11 protein-coding genes and 1 riboswitch are annotated in these 16,920 nt (G+C 63.9%); of the genes, 4 read left to right on the forward strand and 7 right to left on the reverse strand.

The genetic code is table 11. The features are described from left to right. Positions 1–106: 106 nt before the first annotated feature. Genes HGK58_RS00670 through HGK58_RS00685 form a run of 4 tightly spaced genes read right to left on the reverse strand, consistent with a single transcriptional unit; the run spans position 107 to position 6,754 of the window. Complete coding sequence (locus HGK58_RS00670) at positions 107–1,291, reverse strand: Wadjet anti-phage system protein JetD domain-containing protein (RefSeq protein WP_168625643.1); 1,185 nt, start codon at positions 1,289–1,291, stop codon at positions 107–109. Beyond that, positions 1,291–4,638, reverse strand: a complete 3,348-nt coding sequence (locus HGK58_RS00675) for an SbcC/MukB-like Walker B domain-containing protein (protein WP_168625644.1) — start codon at positions 4,636–4,638, stop codon at positions 1,291–1,293. Before HGK58_RS00675 ends, HGK58_RS00670 begins: the two co-directional genes overlap by 1 nt. After that, positions 4,635–5,306: a DUF4194 domain-containing protein gene (locus tag HGK58_RS00680; protein ID WP_168625645.1), complete on the reverse strand. Its 672-nt coding sequence runs from the start codon at positions 5,304–5,306 to the stop codon at positions 4,635–4,637. The genes HGK58_RS00675 and HGK58_RS00680 overlap by 4 nt, the downstream gene beginning before the upstream one ends. After that, entirely contained in the window at positions 5,303–6,754 is a 1,452-nt protein-coding gene (locus tag HGK58_RS00685) for a DUF3375 domain-containing protein (protein WP_168625646.1), read from the reverse strand. Before HGK58_RS00685 ends, HGK58_RS00680 begins: the two co-directional genes overlap by 4 nt. A 227-nt stretch (positions 6,755–6,981) precedes the next feature. Between HGK58_RS00685 and HGK58_RS00690 the strand changes: the two genes are divergently transcribed. The 3 genes from HGK58_RS00690 to HGK58_RS00700 all read left to right on the forward strand — a co-directional run bounded on the left by HGK58_RS00690 (position 6,982) and on the right by HGK58_RS00700 (position 10,790). Further along, a complete protein-coding gene (locus HGK58_RS00690) occupies positions 6,982–8,079 on the forward strand; it encodes a Fic family protein (protein ID WP_168625647.1) in 1,098 nt (365 codons plus the stop codon). A gap of 192 nt (positions 8,080–8,271) precedes the next feature. Next, positions 8,272–9,537 (forward strand): hypothetical protein, encoded by a 1,266-nt coding sequence (locus HGK58_RS00695; RefSeq protein ID WP_168625648.1) that lies wholly within the window; start codon positions 8,272–8,274, stop codon positions 9,535–9,537. 54 nt (positions 9,538–9,591) lie between these two features. Next, a riboswitch (SAM riboswitch) is annotated at positions 9,592–9,704 on the forward strand. A gap of 75 nt (positions 9,705–9,779) precedes the next feature. Then, positions 9,780–10,790, forward strand: coding sequence for a hypothetical protein (locus HGK58_RS00700; RefSeq protein ID WP_168625649.1), 1,011 nt, complete (start codon positions 9,780–9,782; stop codon positions 10,788–10,790). 77 nt (positions 10,791–10,867) lie between these two features. On the opposite strand, the gene HGK58_RS00705 is transcribed toward HGK58_RS00700, so the two are convergent. After that, positions 10,868–12,361 (reverse strand): helicase-related protein, encoded by a 1,494-nt coding sequence (locus HGK58_RS00705; RefSeq protein WP_349236085.1) that lies wholly within the window; start codon positions 12,359–12,361, stop codon positions 10,868–10,870. A 48-nt stretch (positions 12,362–12,409) separates the two neighbouring features. Here HGK58_RS00705 and HGK58_RS13975 point away from each other — a divergent pair, with 48 nt between their 5' ends. After that, positions 12,410–12,688 (forward strand): hypothetical protein, encoded by a 279-nt coding sequence (locus HGK58_RS13975; RefSeq protein ID WP_349236086.1) that lies wholly within the window; start codon positions 12,410–12,412, stop codon positions 12,686–12,688. Positions 12,689–12,947: 259 nt separating this feature from the next. On the opposite strand, the gene brxD is transcribed toward HGK58_RS13975, so the two are convergent. Together brxD and pglZ are read right to left on the reverse strand one after the other, a co-directional pair. Continuing rightward, on the reverse strand, positions 12,948–14,258 hold the full coding sequence (gene brxD, locus HGK58_RS00710) for a BREX system ATP-binding protein BrxD (RefSeq protein WP_168625651.1): 1,311 nt from the start codon (positions 14,256–14,258) through the stop codon (positions 12,948–12,950). Further along, entirely contained in the window at positions 14,255–16,918 is a 2,664-nt protein-coding gene (gene pglZ, locus HGK58_RS00715; RefSeq protein WP_168625652.1) for a BREX-2 system phosphatase PglZ, read from the reverse strand. Before pglZ ends, brxD begins: the two co-directional genes overlap by 4 nt. Between the last annotated feature and the right edge of the window lie 2 nt (positions 16,919–16,920).

Here is a 16,920-nt window from a genome sequence, read left to right on the forward strand (position 1 = left end):
GAGGTGATCAGCCCAATCGCTCTGCAGGCCGCAAGGGGTCAGAAAGCGCCCTCTGGCAATACAGGAAGGACCGTTTGCGACCCGTCAGGATGCTTTCGCGCAGACTTCAAACGGGCGCCTGCGTGGCATGGGCCATCGCCGTAAGAATCCCGAGTGCATGCTTCCACTCGACCCGTTCCTGCTCGAGCCGCACATTGCCTTCGGCGCGGATCGCGTCAAGGGCCGCCTGCTCGAGCGCCGTCAAGAGCGGGTAGCTCCCGGCCGCCGGCTTGGTCTCGGGAACCCAGAGGTCGCGGTAGGCGTAGAGCGTCGCTTCGTCCATGAGCACGCTGGTGACATTCGAGCATCCCGAGCGCACAGCGTTCAGGATCGCGAAGCCGTCCGAGTCGAGATCGCCCCAGTAGATGACGCGCCCCGACTGGATCCACGGAATCTGACCGAGCTGACGCGCCGCGTACCCGCCGCCGTGCACAACGACCGCGCCAGGCAGTTCCGGCATGGCGAGCACGGTATCGAGGTTCTCAAAGACGAACACGGTCGATGCGGCGATCTGAACAGCCGCGAGTTCCTCCACCGGTGCCGTGACATCGCATAGCCCGCCTGGCCGCAAGCTCAAATCCAAGAATCGAACGCGAACGAGCGGCGGTGCGCCGACCAGACCAAGTGACGCACTCCCAGTAATCGCGGCATGCAGGGTTTCGACGATCGCGCGGTGTCGTTCGAGCCATTTGGTGTCGATGCCGCGGATGGGCAGCTGACGGATGCGCGATCCGGATGCGGGGTTGGCCGCCAGCCAGGACACAACGTCGATGAGCGTCTCGAAATCGCGCTCTGCGAGTGTCTGCAGCGTCCGGCCGTGCGCGCGAACCGCAGGCGCAAGACCGGTAGCCGGTACGCCCGCGGCAAAGACGTCCCGCAGCCGCCCGGCCCGATCTCGAAGGGTTCGCCATTCGCGCGCGACGGATGCCCCGGCGAACGTGGCTATGGCATCCGCGCCCAGCAGGGTGCAACGCTCCGGAACGCTCTGCCGCCCAACACTCGGCCAGTTCCGATCGGCCCAGCCCACCTTTGCAAGCGGGTCGGTGGTGGCAACTTCCCGCCACGAACGCGTCCAAGCGATCGCGCCACCGACATCCGCTTGCGCATCTCGCTCTGTTGGCGGGTGCAGCACCAGGTCGAGCCGGACCCCGTCGCCGCCTTCTGCCGCCCACTGCCGTTGTTCGCGCTCGACCAGCTTTCGGGCACGCGCCCGCGCATCCGCGACCGTCACCATGCTCCGGGATGCCGCCATCACGCCTCGCCAGCGCCGTCCTGGAACATGAGCGTGGCCACCCTCGATTCGCCCCGGGTCGGATTGGTGATCGACGAGACTGCCCCGACGTAGGGTTCGATGGTCTGCAGCAGCTTCTCCGGTGTGGCAAGGATCATGTGGAATCCAAACTCGACGAACACGTCCATTGCCATCCGCGTGTATCGGCTGTCCGCCTTGTCGAACGCCTCATCGAGGATGATCGTCGCGTACGACGGCACGTCATCCTCGTCGGCTGCGAGCTGGTAGCGCAGCGCAGCGGCGAGGCAGAAGATCACCAGCTTCTGCCGCTGGCCGCCGGAGAGCCCAGCGCTCGAATCGTGCACGTTCACCACCCGCCCAGAGAGATCCACCTCGTGCGCCATGAACGTCACGTGCTCACGCGTGTCGAGGCATCGGCGTCGCCACGCCAGGTCGGCGTTCTCGCTAGAACCGAGCCGGGTCATCACGCGGTTGAGCACCGCGAAGCGCGCCTCAGCCGAGGCCAGATCCTCGTCGTCCCAAGCACCGTCGACGACAGTCTTCAGGTCGCTCATGAACTCGTTCACCTCTGGCGCCCTGCGTGTCTTCACCTCGATGCGCAGGTACCGCTCGACATCGAACCGCGACCGCCCCAGTGACGCGTTCACCGGGTCGATCCGGTCGGCCACCTGCTTCGGCGCGTCACGGATGTCGGACAGCAGGTGACCGATCAGGTCGCGTGACTTGTCACGCAGGAGTCGCAGGAAGTTGCCCTCGTGCTCCGGCAACCCGCGCGCCTGGATGTCCGCGAGCAGCGCCCGGTAACCGGCCCGGTCTTCGATGGAGGTGGTGAGGTCTGCTGATGCTGCCGGCCACTGCCCGGCGAAGCCGATCGCGCCCTTGGCGAAAGCCGATTCCGCGGCCCGCAGTGCGGTCTGGGCGGCAGTCGATTCGCGGTGCAGCGCCTCCGCCACTTTGCGGCTCACGTCCCCGACGCTTTGGCGGTCGATCTTGCGCTGCACCGCACGGTACCTGGCCTCCAGAACGAGCGCGTCGGCATCGGTCAGAGCGTCATCGTCGTTGCGTTTCGACAGTGCGTCGATGACGGCGTCAACCTCTTTCAGCCGCGCCTCGATGGTGCCCAGGTGCAGGCTGGCCTGCCGAGCCGCAGCATCCGCTTCCCGCAATCGCTCGACCGCCTCACGTTCGGCAGCCAGCGCGCCATGCAGTTCGACATTTCCTTCGGTGAGTTCATCGAGTTGACGCTGCCGCGTGCGCACGAGCTCATCGGCGGTAGCGCGGTCGAGCTCTGACCACTCGTAGCGCACGATGTTCTCGAGCACGGTCCGGCGGCGTTCGATCGTCCTGCGCTCTTCCTCTGCCTGGTCGAGTCTCGCCTTCGCATCCGTTTGCCGCCGCTCTGCCACCCTGCGTTGCTCCAGCAGCAGTTCGATTTTCGCTTCGTTGTCGGCGCCGAGAATCCATTTGGTTCGGTTGTCAATGGCGTAGCGGTCGTTCTTCTCGTACCTGCGGGCGGACTTCTTGACCTGCCCGCCGATGGTGACACCGCGCTCAACACCGTCGAGCTCGTCGGGATGATCGACGCACGCGTAGTCGAACTCAGAGGCGATGCGCGTCTGCAACCAGTCATGGAAACCGCCGGCTGTGACCCGGATGCGATGGAGTAGGGACCGATCGGACCTTGCCGCCCGCGGTGGGTCGGCGACAATCGGCACCGCTTCGAACACCAGCCGCGCGCCCAGGGTGCGCCGTTCAACGAGCCGCCGCACCTCGGGCAGGTACTCGTCCCGCACCAGCAGTGCGCTGGCCAGCGGGTAGAGAACCCGCTCGATTGCTCCGCTCCACTCTGCGAACTCCGGTAGCACTTCAATGAGTTCACCCGCGAAGGGCAGCGCGTTCTCGTTCACGCCGAGCTCGGCCGCGAGCTGCCGTCTGGCGACCAGCAGCGGCGCGGGCAGGTTGCTCTTGCGCTGCCTGAGCTCCGTCAGTTCCTGGTCGATCTTCCGCAGTTCGTCGCGGGAGGTGAAGTACTGCTGGTGGTCCTCGGAGTCGTGCTCAGGTGCCGGCGCCGGCCGCTCCAGTTCGCGACGCGAGGTCTCACTGAGCTCGCCGAACTGCTCGGCCGTCTCGGGCGGCGTGGAGATTCCGGCGCCAAGGAGCTCCTTGGCGAACCGCTGCCAACTTTTAGCCCTGTCGTCAGCCGCGGTGATCGCATCCTGAACCCGGGCACGCAGGGTGACAGCGTCGGCTCCGCCGAGCTGCATCGCGCGCCGGGATGCGGCATCCCGGCGCTCCTCGGCATCGGTTCGAGCGGCCTCCGCGCGCCTCGATGCTTCCTCTGCCTGGGCCTGCTCAGCGCGAAGCAGCGCTCGCTCTTCCTCCGACAACCGCATGGTCAGCCGATGCTGGAACGGCTCAATGAGCGCACCGAGCCGATCGGCTTCCTCAGCCTCGGCGAACGCTCGCTCGTAGTCGGCGATCGAGAGTTCCAACTGCTGCAGGTGCTCGGCCTGTCGGCGCAGTTCGACGACGTGATGGTGCGCGTCGCGCAGCTCCCCGAACTGCTCGACCGCGTTCTTCGCGCGCGCGAAGGTGGTGGGCTCGTCGAGCATGAACGAGCGGAACAGCTGGTCGAGGCTGCCGAGGTTCTTCGCCGACTGGGTCTTGTGCAGGAGGTGCAATGCGTTCTGCGTGCTGATGCCGAGGAGCCTTTGAAGCTTCGCGTAGAACGGCGCGTGGGATCCGTTGGTGGTGACCACAGCATCCGGCCACGCTGCCTTGATGCGTCGCGCTTCGATGCCGGATGACACGTACTCGCTAAAGTCGAGCAGGCCGACTTCGCTGCGGTCGATGAAGCACGCGTCTTTCAGGTCGCCCCGGTCGACACTTGCGCCCTTCAGGTGGAAGAGGCGAGCGAGGGTGACCGGCGCGTCGCGATCGTTGTCGTAGCGCAGCAGGATGCCGCTCCAGGTCGCCCCTTTGCGAAGGTAGGTGCTCACCGCTCGGTCCAGGTGCTCGTCGGCTTCCTTGCTCCATGCGCCGCGAACGTAACTGACCAGACTTCTGTCGTCGTTGCGGGCAGATGATTCCTGCGCCGCGGCGTTGAAGCGGAGCCAGCGATCGGGAGTGAGCACCGTGGCGATGGCGTCGAGCAGGGAAGACTTGCCGGAGCCGGATGCCCCGGTGAAGAGGTGCCCCTTGCGGGCGACGTCGATCTGGTAGTGGCCGTCGAAGGTGCCCCAGTTGAGCACCTCGACGCGGCTGAGCCGCCACTGTCCGATGTGCGAATTGGTGGCATCCGATGTTTCGCCGTCGGCGCCGAGCCCGGGCATCTCGAGAAGAGTCATGCTGTCAACTCCTCCACCGTGCCGTCGTCGGTCTCCTCGACAATGCGCGTCGGGCCACCGCCTTCAACCGCGATCCGCCGATACTCGGCGCTGATCTGGCTCACTTGTTCGGCGTCGACGATGAGACGAAGCACCGGCGATATTTCGGCGCGATCTTCCGTACCGGCCTGGTGGATCACCCGCAGCTTGTTCTTCATGGTGTTCCACGACGAGTTGAGACGCCGATCGAAGTCATGTTCATCACGGTCGGCGGTGCGGTACACCCGCAACTGCTCGAATACCTCTTCCTGGCCGACGATGACCCTGCCGTCGCCTTCCCGGGTGACCAGCAGCTGTCGCAGCACGAGCAGCATCGCCGTGTCGAGGAAGCTAAGCGGATGCGTGCGTACCGTGCTCGGTGCGGCGATCTCGTCGGTTGTGATGTTGCGCACGAACGCGAACTCGCCGAACCTGTCGATCTCGAGTTCGAGGAACAACTCGTGCAGGCGAGAGCGGATCGCGCTCTCGTCGGCGAGCAGAGCCGACCACTGTGTCGACGACTTGGCACCGGAGAGGTACGGGCCCTTGATCAGTTCGAGCAGCGCGCGCCGCGATTGCTCCGGAAGAACGCCGGTGTCGCCCTTCCATAGAGCGGTGGCGGGTGTCTCGTCGGCTGGTTCTTCACTCATTGCACTCTCCCGGTGAAACGGTGGGTCCGGATGATTGCTGCCCGCTGATGACCGTCGATTCCGCGCCAGTGCACGGTTTCAACATCATCGGTGACTGTGCCTTGGTGCGCGGCGAGCGTGAGCAGGCCGACAACGCTCGCAACTCCTTGAGATGCCGGGTGCTGCTTCAAGACATCCGCGACGGTGCACGTGTCGACGCGCGCAAGCAGGTCGTTGACCGCTCCGGTGAGTTCGGCGAAGTCGATCTCGGTTGCACGCGCGAGTACACGCAATGCCTCAAGGTCGACCGGCTCCTGCTGGTGACGCACGATGGGCGTGGTTGCGGTCAGTTCGCTGGGGTCGTGCAGTCGAAGAGCGCCTGCGCTGCTCAGTGCGACGGCCGAGAGTTCCAGGTGCAGCGTGGTCGGGCTGTACGGCTGGACGTGACGGGATGCCTCGACGCCGAGTCCAAGCGCTTCGCGCAGCATCTCCCGCATCACGCGGTCGTGCTGGTAGTCCTGGGATTGCACGTATCGGCGGAGTCCTCGCGCGAATGCGGTGATCACGTCATGAATTTCGCCGCTGTGGTCCTTCAGCGTGCTGATGAACCGGCGAAGGAAACGTCGTTCCGCCGGGTTCAGGGCGCCCGCGAATTCTCGGTCGAGCACGCGGTCGATGTCGTCGTCGAACGCGGCGCCGACTGCCGGATCGAGCACCAGTGCCGAGAAGCCGGAGAAGCTGCGCCCCTCGTCGGACTCGGCGATGAGGTCGACGCCGCGGAACACTTCGTCGAGGACGGCGCGCTGCGACGCATCCGATTCCACGATGCGCGCACGCAGGTCGCGGTTGAGCTCCTCGAAACGTGCGCGGACTCTGGCGAAGTCGGTCGGCAGTTCTTCTGCCTGCGCGAGGATGTCGCGCACTCGCTCAGCGGCACGATCGGGATCGAGGGCATCAACGTCGCCGGACCGCAGCCGTTCGATCTGTTCGTCGATGCGATCGCGTTGGGCGTGCAGGTGCTCGAGCCTGCGGGTGGCATCCGGATCCGTGTCGATGGCGAGCTGGCTCAGCTGGGTGGCGATGCTCGATAGCCGCGATTCGGTGACCGTCTGCCGCGGTGAGGCGAGTTGGTCGAGGAACCGGATGGCGCCAAGGGCACCAGGTGCAAGCTCGAAGGTCTCCCCGCGAGCTTCCTCTGCCGGCCGCCGAACGAGGAATCCGGCCTTGCGCCACTCCGCGCAATAGCTCTGTGCGGTCTGAGGAAGATCGAAGCCGTGGGCCCGGAGCGCGTCGAGGTCGTGGTCGATTCGCTCGTACAGCTCGGCGGCCAGCAGTCGGCGGTTGTCGCCCGCGAGGTGCGTGCTGAGTAGTGCGACGATGATCGGCGCGTTATCCGCTCGCAGGAGGCGCCATGTCGGGTCGCCGTCGACCAACGGCCGCAGCTCGTGCGTCTTGGCTAGAGCGGACATCGAACTGTTCCCCCGGTGCGCGTGTTGGGTTCATTCTGGCAGGGAGCGCCGACAGTGCGGCGGTCGCCCACCCATTTCAACCATCCTCCCCGATCGCAGCTGCAACGCATCCGCCGGTTCTGTCGAGCCTTATGCGACGTACCAAGAAACTTCGCAGATCAGGCAGACGTAGAAAGTTTTCGGCGTTTTCTTTACATGTTGTCCTGACATGCAAATACAGTTGGCATATGACGTGGACCGCGAACAAGCCCTACAACGAGCTGCCGCCGGTTCCGCCGGCGGTAGAAATAGAAACGCGCAAGGTGTTGAAGGCCACGATCGAGGCCCGCTCCGCGCTCTCGGCGCTGGATCAAGCATCGCAACGGATTCCAAACCCGACAATACTGATCAATACCCTTCCGCTGCTCGAAGCGCAGGCAAGCTCCGAAGTCGAGAACATCGTCACTACGGCAGATGACCTATTCAAGTTCGCGAACGATGAGAACGCCGCGCGCAGCCCGGAAACGAAGGAGACGTTGCGGTATCGGACTGCGTTGTTTCGAGGCATGGAAAGCATTCGTTCTCGCCCGATTTCAACGAACACGGCCATCGAGGTGTGCTCGATCATTCACTCCCGAGAGATGCCGATCCGACGCCTACCCGGGACGTACATTGGCAACCCTGTAACGCAGGCAGCCATCTACACCCCACCCTCCGGAGAAGCTGTCATTGTCGACAAAATGGCGAACTGGGAGAAGTTCATCCATTCGCACGGCGACCTGGATCCTCTCGTTGTGATGGCGATTGCCCATTATCAGTTTGAAGCCATTCATCCATTCACGGACGGAAACGGGCGGACCGGGCGGATCCTGAACATCCTCTTGCTGATTGAGGCCGGATTGCTCAGGCAGCCCATCTTGTACCTGTCCCGATTCATTATTCGAAATCGCGCCGAGTACTACCGCCTTCTCCTTGACGTCACAACAAGTGGCACGTGGGAAGAGTGGATACTGTTCATGCTTGAGGGCTTGAGGCAAACCGCGGAGTCGACGGTCAACAAGATTGACGCGATCAGTGCACTGCAGTCAACGACAACGGAACGTGTCCGCGGACTGACTAAAGGCGGCGCGAATGCGGACCTCTTAGCCGTATTGTTTGAGAAGCCCTACTGCCGAATCGCGGACGTCATGGCCTCCTGTAGAGTTTCTCGACCCACGGCAACCAGCTGGCTCAACGCCTTGGTCGACGCAGGTGTGCTCACCGACATCCGTGTCGGTCGCGAACGTCTTTTCGTCAACGTGGAGTTCTTCCAACTGTTGACGCGGGCCGAGCAGCCGGAGAGTTGAGCCGCCAGCAGGCGCCGTCGCGATACGGTGTCCGACCAGCTTCGACGCCCAGTCCCGGGGTCGCCGACACCGCCCCAATCCGGGTCACGCTACGCGGGATCGCGCCTGCCGACTGCCACAATGAGTCCAACAGCAAGGGGGCCACGTCAACCTGACCGTCGTTACTCGCATCCGAAACTCTAGGAGATGCATATGGAGCCATACGTGCTTCACCTCAATGAGATGCTCAAGCGTTTCGACTCAATGAAGCCCGACGAGGCTGCGACATTTCGGACGCACAACACAAGCAATCACGAGAGGGAATCGTCGCATCGGGTCGCGCTTTGGACACTGGACCGAACTGACCGTCACGCCGCGTGGAACCTGGCCTTGGATGCATTCGGGCCGCAGGCAACCTCACCCGCTTGGTACGTAGCCCTACGAGGCAGCGCCCAACCGGATGAGCGACAACTCAAAGACGCCCACTCCATGCTGTACATGGCTCAGTGTGCCGCCCATGCCCTAATCGTTCGCGATTTCATCGTTGCGGGGGGATTCACCCAAGCCGACTACGACATGCTCACACAACCGTGGCGCGAAGTTGTCGGGAAGCTGCATCCAGACGATGCCGAAATGCGCCGCTTCAGTGGAATCGAGACAGTAACCTCGCGACGGCAGAGCGCACAGGAGATCTACGAGACCCTAGAGGAAGCGGCATTGCTTGATTCTCCGGGCATGCGCATCCCGGGCACCTTCGATGGACGAGATTGCACGCAGGGCGTTTCGTATTGCTCGTCCCCGTTCTCGGGCGATCCGATAGGTGCATACACCCTCGACGTGGAAACCTGGGACCCAGCCGTCGCCGACCGCGCGATAGCGAGAGTCAGCGCGGAACACGATGCCGACGCGCGAAGCGTGCTATTTGTCGCAGCAGAGACATGGGGAGTTCGGCTTCGCCAAGTCCAAGGCGACTCGGAGATTCCTCCCAAGATTGCCGATTCGATCATTCGGGCGATCGGCGAAGGTCGGGTCATCGTGGAGCGACCCATCCCGGAACCGGAGTGGTTCGAGTCCGAGTACCCCTCTGCTGCAGCGCTGCTCGCGCAGCTCACCGAGGCGGGATTCCAGTTCCACGCTCAACCGCCCGAAGCTCCGGAGATCGACGAGGTTGACGACTACATTCTTGCTGGTCTCGAAGACGATACGTTCGCATTCGTACGATTGAGCTCTCTTGGCCAAGCAGCATCGAAGAAATTGCTGCATGCCCACATCTTCATCGAAGAGGATTGGGCCGAGAACCTCCCTGACCTGATGAATGCCTACTTCCGTGTGGAATGTCCGCACGTCTTCATCAGTGGAAATGGATGGGTGGTGCGACTCGTCTCGGACGGCAACCACGCGGCATCGGAGGCTGACCTGAATACCGCAGCCCACATAGTGCGGAATGCCCTGGGGGGCAAGGTCTTCTACGACTCATAGGTACCCGTCTCGAGCGGCCAGGATGTCAGTGCTCCCCGCTACATTGGTGTTGATCTCCGACAGTGACGGCCGGAGGTACTTGGCTGGCCGTCCGGCAACCTTCTCCATCGTGTGGGACGCCCAGGGGAAGAAGCTGGCTGGCGACATCCGTCGCCGGCAAGTCGATCGGCATACCGATGACACGCTGATCCTGAACCCGTGAGGTGTCTATGAAAGACCTAAGAGCGAAGCGTGACCAGCGCATGCTTGAGCGCTACGCCGATGGAGAGACCCTTGAGGCGATCGCGGCTGACAATGGCATGACCCGCGAACGTGTTCGACAAATTGTGAGAGCCCTTGGCGGCCCCGCTGCCGAGCAGTCCCGCGAAAAGCGCCGAGCTGCGAAGGAGTCTGCTGAGTCCGCAGCCCGTCAAGAGTTTCTCGGGCGCTTCGAAGTTGCCGCGACCTCGTTGGCCCATCGCGGGTTCTCCAGGCCCGAGACGATTGCCAGGCTGAAGGCACTGTTTCCGGAAATAGTCGACCAGGTAGCCGATGATGCACTGGCCAGTTCGAAGATCATCTTCGACAGGGCGACGGCTGACAACCGGTTCTCCGATGCGGCATTGATGGCGGGTCTCTGGTACCTGCTGGCATCCGAACTGTCGCTCGCCCCGGACTACATGTGGGCAGCAATGCACCTCGATGAGGATGTGGTCAGTGATCTTCGACCCGTTCTTGAAGACGCCACAGTTAGCGACCGAGACGTAGCAACGATTCTCGGACTCATCGGTGCAGCGCAGCGATACGCTGCTGAGCATCCCGCGATCACCATCACCGGCGCCCGCTACGGGGAACTAAGGCTTGAGCTAATCGAGGCGCTCGGCTTGGTTTCAGAGAAGGGGGCAACGCCGTGGCCACCGACGCACCAAACCATCATCAAGAGGTTTGGCGGGTGGAATCAAGCCATGCTGGCAATGGGTATTGCGACTGCCAATAGGGGCCGGAGCAAGGGGCTCGTACAGTTCAAGGAAAGCGACTACGAGAATGCCCTTGTGGACTTCTGCGAGTACGCAGAGGTCAGTTCCACGAGCCTGAGTTTCGCAAATTACGAGCTATGGGCGCGCACAGAAACAGACCAGGGTAATCGTCGGCCATCCGGCGCGTCCATCCGAAACGTATACGGCAACTGGCTTGATGCGCTTCGCACAGTCCGCCAGCGGGCGTCCGGAGGCGGAAGCACAGCAACCGAGATCGCTGCTTCCGCAGTCAGTTAGCCTTCGTGATAGAGCCAGGGCAGCCGCTGGTCACCCGCCTGTCTCAACTTCCCTGTTTCTCCGCCGACTGCAGATTGTCACCCGTCGCCCGCCACTGTGGTCGCGACCACAACGACATGCCCTCCAGCGACCTCCGCCGCGTGCTCCCTATCTGCGAACCGTTCCGATAGCGTCGCGCGCGCGACGTCCAGCGGTAGCGCCGCCGAAAACTTGAGCCCGTCGACTGCCTCGGGCGCGATAAACGGCAGTGCTTCGCTGACTTCGGCCGCCCGGAACACTTCGATGGAAAATCGGTTCGAGAAGCGGATCGCCTCGTTGGTGCAGCGCGCCTCGAAATCGATCGGGAGCGCGGCGGCGAGGGTTTCATGCCCTCGCAGGCCAGCCATACTCCAAAGGGTCACGCCTTGTTCCCCTCGCTCGAGGACCATCCCAAGCTGGTCCACTCGGGTCTCCCATGCAGCCCGTACCGTCTCGAGCGCGGTACGTGCGCGCTGAGTAAGTTGGGCGGGCGGGTCAGCGCCGAGCAACACATCCCGTCGCGCACGCACCATCTCAAATGACTCGGGCAGCGGTTCGGATGACCAACGTACTTTGCCGCGACTCTCGTCCGGCTCCACCTCTACCCTCCGCCGCAGCCAGTCAACATCCTGCACCCGCCAAGGGCGCCCGGCGAGGAGCAGCAGCTTGGACCCACGGATCACCTCCGCATTCAGAGAGATCGGAGACACCGAGCCGATCTCCTTCCTTCCGTGAACGACCACGAGCTCCAGGTCGGTGATGAAGGTGCTGAGTAACTCGAGGAAGTTCCTGCCGCCGAACGTTCGCTCGGCCGCAGGGCCGATGAAGAGCCATCCGCCGTCTTCGGCGAGAAATGCAGCCTCCACCAAGTAGTCGAGTATAAGATCCCCGTCGGCCATGACGGGACTACCCGCCCACCACTGCTGCCACGTCGCTCGCGCGAAGCGCCCCTCCTGAAGAGCGAGGGCAAGGAACTGCTGGGCAGCGATGTGGCGCGGAGCTGGCGGCGGCGTGACCGGTTCTACGAAGCCAGTACTCCAGAGTTGGAGCAGGCCCGCAGCGCGCAGGAAGGTTTCATGCTCGGTGGCAAGAAACAGAGCGTTGCGGGACGTCCCCGCCCGACGTCCGGTCCTACCGAGCCTCTGCAGGAACGAACCGACGGACCGTGGCGAGTCGATCTGAATCATCCGATCGAGGTCGCCGATGTCGATGCCGAGTTCGAGCGTTGACGTCGACACGATAACGCAATCCCGCGCCTCCGCGAATGCCCGCTCGCTCTGGCGCCGCTCATCGAGAGACAGCGAAGAGTGGGAGATGAATGTCGTCAGTCCCTGTCCCCGAAGCGAGAAGGCGAGTTGTTCGGCCTGTGCTCGAGACTCGCAGAAGGCCAGCCGCTTCTCGCCAGGATGTAACGCAGCGATCACGACCGCGGCATTCTCGATCGAACCGACGTAGTCCAGGCGAAGGTCCGGGGCCACCAGGGGGTCACCTGCTGAGACGACTTCGCCTCGAACCCCCTCCGTTGCATTTGACCCCTGGTACCAGGCAAGCACCTCCTCGGGGTTCCCGAGGGTGGCAGATAGCCCAATGCGCTGCACTCGGTGCTCGGCGAGTCGCTGGATGCGCTCGAGCACGGCGACGAGGTGCCATCCGCGATCCCCTGCAGCGAAAGAGTGGATCTCGTCGGCGACAACAACGCGAAGACCACGAAAGAACAACCGATGGTCGACGCGCCTGGACACAAGCATCGCTTCGAGCGACTCGGGGGTGGTGAGGAGGATGTCTGGCGGCTCACTGAGAATCGCGCGCCGGGCGCTGTCGCCAATGTCACCGTGCCAGAGGGCAACCCGGCGGCCGAGCCAAGCCGTGTATTGCTCTAGCCGCGGAAGCAGGTTGTTCAGGAGCGCCTTGAGTGGTGCGACATACACGACGCTGAGTCCCTGCCAGCCTTCGTCGACCATGCGGGAAAGCACCGGGAATGACGCCGCCTCGGTCTTTCCTCCTGCGGTCGGAGCGATGAGCAGGCAGTCTGCCCCAGATCGCACCGGCCCAATGGCCGCGTGCTGCAGTGGGCGAAGATCGTGCCAACCGAGCGTGTTTGCGACGTGGTACTCGAGGGCCGCCGCGAGAGCGTCCGTCTCAGACATCGATTTGGACTGCGTCGATGTCGCCTATGGCTGCGCGCTCGTCCTCGTTGAGCTCTGCAGCTGCGACGGTGACGTTCGCTACCTCGGTGGGGACGTAGTCGGGGAACTGCTCGATCTTGTCGAGGATGTCGATGAGTTTGCGCAAGTAGAGGCGCGGCGCGATACCCACCTTGCCTCCCAGCCGTCCAGCAACAGTCCCGGCGAGCCCATCAAGGTACGTGTCGGTTACGAGCGACTCGATCCTTTGTGCCTCTGAGCTGCCAGAAGCGTAGATGTTGCGGACACGCTCGCCGAGCTCCTGAAGGCTGTCTCGATGGAAACCGAGCAGTCGCACCTGGGGCGCCCGTGGGTTGTCCCAGCGCGGATCGCCACTGAAGTCGACGTTGATGCGGGCGGCAAGAGGTGGGAGCCGTTGCACGCCTTGGGTTCCGTCGTAGAAGGCGGGTGTTCCGGTGATGAGGACGTACAGTCCAGGGAATCGTCCGGCGTCGATCTCGTCAAGGAGCTGCCGGAGCGCATTGAGGGACTTCTCACGGACGTCGCTGCGGACCCGCTGCAGAGTCTCCACCTCGTCGAGCACGAGAACGAGCCCGCGGTAGTCGGAGTCTCGGAGCACAGCGAGAAGCCCTTGAAGGAATCCGAATGCGCCGAAGTGATCAAGATCGCCACGCACCCCGGCGACGCGTCGCACGGACGCCGCGACGTGGGGCTGGCCCCCGAGCCACGCGGCGAGTCCGTCGGCTGTCTCGACATTGCCGCTGACGGTCGCCTCGCGATAGCCCCGAAGTGCAGCGGCGAAGGCCGGTGCGGTGCGCGAGACCGCAGCGAGTCGCTGCTCGAGTATCGTCTCGGTGCGCCGCGACACGTCGTCACGATCCCCGGTGTCGGCACCAGCCGCGATGGCATCCTCTTCGAGGACGCGCAGCCAACCGTCGATGACCTCGCGAAACGCGCTCGGGCCGGTTGCCTCGGTTGCGAGGTTTTCTGTGATGCGCCGGTAGATAGTCTCAAGACGGTGCAGTGGCGTCTCGGTCTCTGAGATCTGCACTTCGGCGGTCGCGAAGCCGCGCTGCTTCGCGGTTTCGGCTAGCCAGCGGGCGAAGAAGGTCTTGCCTGCACCGTACTCGCCGCGCACCGCCTTGAAGACGCCCCCACCTTCGGCGACAACATCGAGTTCGTCGGCTAATGCAGCATGGAAGCGATCGAGACCGACCGCCATGACATCAAGCCCGCGTTGCGGGACGGTCCCGCGGCGGAGCGCGTCAACAATCTCACGGCGCCTACGGGGGCTGACGGCGGTCACGGTCCGGCCTTCAGCTCGAACTGCTCCTGCATCAACGCACTATCAAGAACAACCGTGACACCATCGGCGTCGATGTCGATGATCGGGTAGCCGTCAACGTTGAGCAGGCGGCGGAGTGCGGCGAGGAGGCCCGACATCGTGGCTGCTGGCACCCCGACTCGTATTGCGAGAGTGTCACGGTGGGCGCGCCCGCCTCCGGCAACGAGCGTGGAAATGATCGTTGTCGCGATGGCATCGTCCACTGGGTGGCGCCCTGCGATGCCGCGTCGAGCCTTGTACGTAGGGCTAGCAACGAGCCTCTCGGCGATGCCTGCTCTCTGCGGTGCAGAAGTTGCGGCCGACTCCGGATCGAAGTCAAACAGTGTCGATCCAGCAGGTGCCTTTGGTGCCTTCCGCTTCGTTGCTTTCCTTGTTGTGGACGGTGTGTCCGCCGACTGCCTCGCAGGTTCGTTCCACCATGTTGGTTCCTGCGGCGGCGCTTCGACCCATCCCGTCGGGTTATCCGCGCCGCGCGGCTTCACAACCACGATCGGGATAGTTAGTTCCGCGAGAGAAGCGCCGCCATGGTAACCCGCCCTCTTCGAGGCGTAACGGACGCCATCTGACACGGCAAGCACCGCACTGCCACCGGGGGCGAGCACGCGAGGACCAGTGACCAGGACCTCGTCTTTAGCAGCCGAACCGGTTGAGGCATCACGCCAGCGAGCCGACGACCGTTCGACTCTGCGCAGCTCGCTACCACGCTCGACGATGTGCCCGTGGTCAGAGGTGAAAACGACAATGCGCCCAGTGTCTCGAGCAGCGGCAAGGATCGCTTCCAGATAGGCGACCGTATGCACTGTCCAGCGAAGAGAATCGACATCGGCACTCGCGAGTGCATCATCGATCGTGTTGAGGACGATGCCGATGATCTTGCGTCCGGAATCGGCAATCGCATCGGAGACGGCGGGTGCGAGCGCGTGGCCCGCCTCGGCACGGAGGTCGTCTTTGTGGAAGACCTTTCCGCCGACCGCGGAAGCGAAGCGCAACTTCTCAATCTGTTGATTACCCGCGAGCAGCTCACCTGCGAAGAGTGACGTACGAGAGTACTCGGTGACTGTCGGCAATGCAGCTAGCGCGGCTCCCCGCCGCAGCGTCGATTCGCGAACAAGTTCGGTCCAGCCCTGTGCTGGGAGTTCAGCGGCGAGTTCGACGGCGCTGGCCGCACTCATCCCGTCGAGCACGATGAGGAGCACTCTGTCGCGAGCTGAGAGCGGTACGACTAGTTGTGACAGCAGGCTCTCGACCGGCAGCACAGCGTCGTCCGCGGCCAGTGCGCCGGTGAGGACCGCGGCCGCGGCAGCATCCTGCCGACGGCGCACTGCCTGCACGGAATGAGCGAGGGCCCGGTATGCGCGAGCGAGGTCGCGGTCGGTGTCGCCATCCCAGATGTCGCCGAGAGCGCGTTCGGCCCATGAGTCGTTTCCTGCATAGGCGAGGATCGCGGCATTAAGGCCGGTTGCCGGCTCGGAACCTTCGCCGAGCCAGCGCACCAGGCGTGCAGCCATCCGAGCAGTCTCGTGCGAGCGAGCGAAGGTCGAGCGCGCACCGTGCGCCTCGATCGCCGCGAGTGCCGCATCCACTGCCATGGATGCCCGCTCACCCGGCTCTGCAGCAGCAGCCTCAATCGCGGCAGCAAAGGCAGATACGCGGGCACGAAGCCCAGCGGGAAGGAAATCAGACGCAGCAGCGCCCTCAGGCCAGCCAATATCACTGCAGAGCGCCTCTGCCTGCTCGAGAACCTCGCGAGCGTGTTGGTCGCCGTCGGCTAGCCAGCGCTGCGTGATGAGTTTCGCAGACGCGCCGTATCTCTGCGCTGCGAGCACGCTCGGTGCAGTGCCGATGTATTGTTCGGCTCGCACTCGCCCGGCGGCGACCGCCGGGTCGGGGGCGACCGCGCCGGCCGCCCACAACTCCTCAACCAGGAGCCCGACGGCGATCGCCGAGACGCGTCCCGGTGCACTTGCTGCACGCAACGCCATGGCCAAATGGGGATCGACGTGGTGCGCTACCGCCTTCATGAGACCGGCCCTCGCATCGGCGTCGAGATCGGCAAGCCGTGCTCTTACGCCAGGATCGTCGAGTGGCGCGAGCGCAGTGGACGATTCAAGGGATTCGAGCCTGTCAAGGCCTAGGAGTGCCACAAGGATCGACCGCACGACATGGTCTGCGGACAGCACTCCACCCGGAGCTGGTGTGTATCCGCGATCCCGCCCAAGCGCCGACAGGAGTCGGGGTACCCACGAACCGAGATCCCGCACTGGTCGAGCGGCAGCGTCGCGCACGCCAAATAACGCCGGGACACTGTTCCACTCGTCCAGGTCGGTGACTTTCTGCTGCTCCGCATCAAGTACGACGGCGGTTCCCAGCTCAGCTTCCGTGAGTGTGGTGAGCACCGCAACGAACTCATCGGTGGCGGCGGAGCGCATGGCGTCAAGCGCCGCCAACCCCGAGACGCCCTCGACGACTCGCACGTTGATCTCTCCAAGCTGAAGGACTGGATCGCCCGTCCATGTCGGTTGAGCGCGTACAAGGATGGTCCGGGAGCGTCGGCGCCCGCCGTTGAGCCACGCGGCGAGGTGTTCGCGCAGCGCTGGCTCGGTGGCTGTTGGGGCGGTCATGC

Source organism: Cryobacterium sp. BB307, assembly GCF_012274275.1.
In the GTDB taxonomy this organism is placed as follows: domain Bacteria; phylum Actinomycetota; class Actinomycetes; order Actinomycetales; family Microbacteriaceae; genus Terrimesophilobacter.

What these genes read in the sequence shown, in the direction of transcription:
- HGK58_RS00670 (WP_168625643.1), bottom strand. Translation starts at nt 1,291, where the DNA reads ATGGCGGCATCCCGGAGCATGGTGACGGTCGCGGATGCGCGGGCGCGT.
- HGK58_RS00675 (WP_168625644.1), bottom strand. Translation starts at nt 4,638, where the DNA reads ATGACTCTTCTCGAGATGCCCGGGCTCGGCGCCGACGGCGAAACATCG.
- HGK58_RS00680 (WP_168625645.1), bottom strand. Translation starts at nt 5,306, where the DNA reads ATGAGTGAAGAACCAGCCGACGAGACACCCGCCACCGCTCTATGGAAG.
- HGK58_RS00685 (WP_168625646.1), bottom strand. Translation starts at nt 6,754, where the DNA reads ATGTCCGCTCTAGCCAAGACGCACGAGCTGCGGCCGTTGGTCGACGGC.
- HGK58_RS00690 (WP_168625647.1), top strand. Translation starts at nt 6,982, where the DNA reads ATGACGTGGACCGCGAACAAGCCCTACAACGAGCTGCCGCCGGTTCCG.
- HGK58_RS00695 (WP_168625648.1), top strand. Translation starts at nt 8,272, where the DNA reads ATGGAGCCATACGTGCTTCACCTCAATGAGATGCTCAAGCGTTTCGAC.
- HGK58_RS00700 (WP_168625649.1), top strand. Translation starts at nt 9,780, where the DNA reads ATGCTTGAGCGCTACGCCGATGGAGAGACCCTTGAGGCGATCGCGGCT.
- pglZ (WP_168625652.1), bottom strand. Translation starts at nt 16,918, where the DNA reads ATGACCGCCCCAACAGCCACCGAGCCAGCGCTGCGCGAACACCTCGCC.